Origin of the sequence: Bacteroides sp. RTP31139st1_H2_RTP31139_211217 (assembly GCF_040227615.1) — a bacterium.
Taxonomy (GTDB): domain Bacteria; phylum Bacteroidota; class Bacteroidia; order Bacteroidales; family Bacteroidaceae; genus Bacteroides; species Bacteroides uniformis.
Map to the genome: position 1 here is coordinate 8,049 of NZ_JBCNZM010000157.1, position 3,281 is coordinate 11,329.

The following is a 3,281-nucleotide window of genomic DNA, read 5'->3' on the forward strand; positions in this document are numbered from 1 at the left end:
AGAATTACTTGTTCCGTGGCAAGTTTGATTATTTATACGACAAAGTAGGACTTTATGATACCTTGCGGGCTGTTACTTGCGGGTATGAATCGGCAACTGCCATCACCCGTTCCTGGCAAAGTCTGGGAGGTATAGAAAAACGCATGCTGAACTTTCTGGAAAACCATGACGAGCAACGTATCGCTTCCGACTTTTTTGCCAGTAACCCACGCAAGGCGATTCCGGCACTCATTGTGTCAGCTTGCATGAACACCAATCCGATGATGATTTATTTCGGTCAGGAGTTTGGTGAGCTGGGCATGGATAGTGAAGGTTTCAGCGGCCGGGACGGACGTACAACCATCTTTGACTATTGGAGTGTAGATACTATCCGCCGTTGGCGCAATGGCGGCAAGTTCGACGGCAAGATGCTGACGGAGGACCAGAAACACCTATACAGCATTTATAAACGGCTACTGACTCTTTGCAATGAAGAAAAGGCCATCTCTCAGGGGGCTTTCTTCGATTTGATGTATGCCAATGTCAACGGATGGCGCTTTAATGAACATAAGCAATATACATTCCTGCGCAAATTTGAGAGAGACCTGCTGCTGTTCGTCGTGAACTTCGACCATATCTCGGCAGACCTTGCCATAAATATTCCTTCTCATGCTTTTGACTTCCTGCAAATACCGCAGATGGACCAGTACAAAGCTACGGAGCTGCTCAGCGGAAAAGAAGAAAACATAAGTCTGCTTCCCTATAAGGCTACTAATGTGGCCGTCGAAGGATATGGAGGAAAGATACTTAAGATAAAGCTATAACGGAATCACAACTCTGGTGATTTATTAGATTTGGCACTGATTATGCAGAACAACACGGATTTCTTAATCGCTTCGTGGTTTTCCGCATAATCAGTGCCAAGTCTTTATTTGTTCTCTTCCATATATTCCTTCAGCCGATATAGCCGCGTGATGGCAGGATTATAAAAATCATCAGGATAATGTGCATCTATGTCACTCAGGTTAGCTTGCACAAAACGTTTCACATCCACTATGTTCTCAGCATCAGACAATGTTACACTTTGAGGGAAAGATGTGCTCTTTGCCCAAGCTATCAGCGCTTTAACGCTATCTTCATCAAATTTATATTCGGCCATATTCTACATATTTTCTTGCAAAGATAGTGCAAACCGGATGCAGAATAAAATGACCCACCCATTTTTTTATGCTAAAGTTATCCTCATCTGCATGAACAAAATTCCAATTTGTTGTGTTATATAAATGTGTTTTTCATAGTATTAGATATAAGATTAATTAAAAGAGACGTACCCGCTTGTGATAAGTAAGTACATCAAAAACAGAAGCGTCTGTTTGATTGATAAATGTGTAAGGAGCATCGGTTTACCAGAGCCGATGCTTTTTTTTACCCTTCTTTGTAGCATGTTAGAAATATTATCCGTAAATTTGGCAGATAATAAGGAAAGAATATGATATGAATATCCCTGTTATATTTCAATTTTTGAAAGAACTGTCTGCAAACAACAATCGTGAATGGTTCAATTCTCACCGGGAACAGTATGAAGTCGCCCGCAGCGAGTTTGAAAACTTGCTTACAGTAATTATCTCCCGTATCTCTTTATTTGATGAAAGCATCCGTGGTATAGAAGCAAAGGACTGTACATACCGTATTTATCGTGATACACGCTTTTCCGAAGATAAAACTCCCTACAAGACACATCTGGGAGGATATATCAATGCGAAAGGAAAGAAATCCGACCATTGTGGCTATTACGTGCATCTGGAACCGGGAAACTGCTTGTTGGCCGGTGGAAGTTATTGTCCTCCCCCGCCCTTGTTAAGAGCTCTGCGACAAGCGGTACACGACAATATAGATGAATTTCGCAGTATAGTGGAAGATCCTGCTTTCAAGCAATACTTTCCCGTCATCGGAGAGAATTTTCTAAAAACAGCTCCAAAAGGATTTCCAAAGGACTATCCCTATCTGAAATACCTTCAGTGTAAAGAGTATACGGTTGCCTGCTGCCAGCCGGACAGCTTCTTTCTTGCTCCAGACTTTTTGGATCGTACAGACGACATCTTCAAGCAGATGAAGCGTTTTTCTGATTTTGTGAATTACACCATAGACGACTTTGAATAATTTACCTATATAACTAACTTAAAACATTTGAATTATGGTTATAGACAGACTTGAAAACATAGAAAAATATACTTTGCTGCATCCTCTGTTTGAGCAGGCCATTGATTTTTTAAAATCACATGACTTGCACTCTTTGGAAATCGGCAAGACCGAACTGAAAGGAAAGGACTTGCTGGTCAACGTGGCGCAGACAAACCCAAAAGAAAAAGAAAATGCCAAACTGGAAACCCATAAAGACTATATTGACATTCAAATACCCTTGTCCGGTACGGAGATAATGGGTTATACCGCCGCCCAAGACTGCCTTCCGGTTGATGCTCCTTACAATGCGGAAAAAGACATCACTTTTTTTGAAGGACTGGCGGAGGACTATATTGCAGTGAAGCCCGGAATGTTTGCTATCTTTTTCCCTCAGGACGGGCATGCTCCGGGTATTACCCCTGACGGTGTAAAAAAAATAATTGTGAAAGTTAAAGCGTAAATTTATCAAATATCCAAAACTCATCCTCTTTATGGAAACATTGAATTTAATCAAGAATGACCCATGGCTGGAACCTTTTGCCGATGCCATCAACGGACGTCATCAACATGCCATAGACAAAGAATCGGAATTGACCAACAAAGGAAAACTAACCTTGTCTGATTTTGCATCCGGATACCTCTATTTCGGCCTGCATCGTACTGACGATGGTTGGGTTTTCCGTGAATGGGCGCCTAACGCAACCCAAATCTTTATGGTCGGAACTTTTAACGATTGGAAAGAAGAAAAAAAATATAGCTTGAAGCGTAAAGCAAACGGTAATTGGGAAATCAAGCTTCCTGCTGATGCCGTGAAACACGGTGACTTGTACAAGCTGATGGTACATTGGGACGGTGGTTGCGGTGAACGCATTCCTGCATGGGCTACACGTGTCGTACAAGACGAACAGACTAAAATATTCAGTGCCCAGGTTTGGGCTCCGGAGAAACCCTATAAAATGAAAAAGCGGGTTTTCAAGCCATCTACAGATCCTTTATTGATATATGAATGCCATATCGGTATGTCTCAGCAGGAGGAAAAGGTCGGTAGCTATAAGGAATTTCAGGAAAAGATTCTTCCACGTATCGCCCAAGAAGGCTACAACTGCATACAGATTATGGCT

4 protein-coding genes and 1 pseudogene are annotated in these 3,281 nt (G+C 41.9%); 4 read left to right on the top strand and 1 reads right to left on the bottom strand.

Annotated elements, in window-relative coordinates:
• Positions 1-803 (top strand): alpha-amylase family glycosyl hydrolase (locus ABUA47_RS19635; RefSeq protein ID WP_349831925.1); only part of this gene is annotated, 803 nt, incomplete at its 5' end.
• A gap of 104 nt (positions 804-907) precedes the next feature.
• On the opposite strand, the gene ABUA47_RS19640 is transcribed toward ABUA47_RS19635, so the two are convergent.
• Entirely contained in the window at positions 908-1,138 is a 231-nt protein-coding gene (locus ABUA47_RS19640; RefSeq protein ID WP_009038443.1) for a DUF6965 family protein, read from the bottom strand.
• 335 nt (positions 1,139-1,473) lie between these two features.
• Between ABUA47_RS19640 and ABUA47_RS19645 the strand changes: the two genes are divergently transcribed.
• The 3 genes and pseudogenes from ABUA47_RS19645 to ABUA47_RS19655 all read left to right on the top strand — a co-directional run.
• A complete protein-coding gene (locus ABUA47_RS19645) occupies positions 1,474-2,139 on the top strand; it encodes a DUF2461 domain-containing protein (RefSeq protein WP_008664625.1) in 666 nt (221 codons plus the stop codon).
• 34 nt (positions 2,140-2,173) lie between these two features.
• Positions 2,174-2,620 carry a YhcH/YjgK/YiaL family protein gene (locus tag ABUA47_RS19650; protein ID WP_005825575.1) on the top strand — a complete coding sequence of 149 codons (447 nt, stop codon included), beginning with the start codon at positions 2,174-2,176 and terminating at the stop codon, positions 2,618-2,620.
• A gap of 31 nt (positions 2,621-2,651) precedes the next feature.
• Positions 2,652-3,281, top strand: a pseudogene (locus ABUA47_RS19655) (1,4-alpha-glucan-branching enzyme); the annotation flags it as partial.

Excerpts from the sequence above, each read along its gene's own strand:
- ABUA47_RS19645 (WP_008664625.1), top strand. The coding sequence starts at position 1,474 with ATGAATATCCCTGTTATATTTCAATTTTTGAAAGAACTGTCTGCAAAC.
- ABUA47_RS19640 (WP_009038443.1), bottom strand. The coding sequence starts at position 1,138 with ATGGCCGAATATAAATTTGATGAAGATAGCGTTAAAGCGCTGATAGCT.
- ABUA47_RS19650 (WP_005825575.1), top strand. The coding sequence starts at position 2,174 with ATGGTTATAGACAGACTTGAAAACATAGAAAAATATACTTTGCTGCAT.